Source organism: Ralstonia sp. VS2407 (assembly GCF_052950655.1).
This window is the reverse complement of sequence record NZ_JBRFVG010000116.1, coordinates 1-549: the sequence shown is the minus strand read 5'-3', so window position 1 is coordinate 549 and position 549 is coordinate 1. Positions and strand designations below refer to the sequence as shown.

Annotated in this window: 1 protein-coding gene; it reads left to right on the top strand. The window is 65.6% G+C overall.

Translation table 11 applies throughout. From position 1 onward, the window contains the following. A partial coding sequence (locus ACU8YE_RS24145; protein ID WP_446929891.1) for an extracellular solute-binding protein occupies positions 1 to 549 on the top strand: 549 nt, incomplete at both ends.

Below are 549 nucleotides of genomic sequence, written 5' to 3'. Positions count from 1 at the left end.
AACCAGTACAGCGTGCCGTACATGCAAGGCACGTTCGGGCTCGGGCTGAATGTCGCGAAGGTGAAGCAGGCGCTCGGCGGCCCGCTGCCCGTGAACACGCTCGAGCTGATCTTCAATCCCGCGTATGCGGCGAAGCTCGAGCGCTGCGGCATCGCGTTCAACGATGCGGGCAGCGAAGTGTTTCCGCTCGCGCTGCGCTACATCGGCCGCGATCCGAACACGACCGATCCGCGCGACTATGAGGCGGCGCTCGACATGATGAAGAAGATCCGGCCGACGATCCGCCAGTTCATCGCGACGCCCGTGATGAACGATCTCGCGACGGGCGACGTATGCGTCGTCACCGGCTACTCGGGCGCGGTGCTTGTCGCGGCGCGGCGCGCGGCCGAGGCGAAGAACGGGCAGCAGATCGTCTACAGCCTGCCCTCGGCCGGCGCGCCGTTCTGGTTCGACAGCATGGCGATTCCGAAAGGTGCGGCGCACGCGGACCATGCGCTGCGCTTCATCGATTACATTCTGAGGCCCGACGTCGTCGCGAAGATCAGCAAC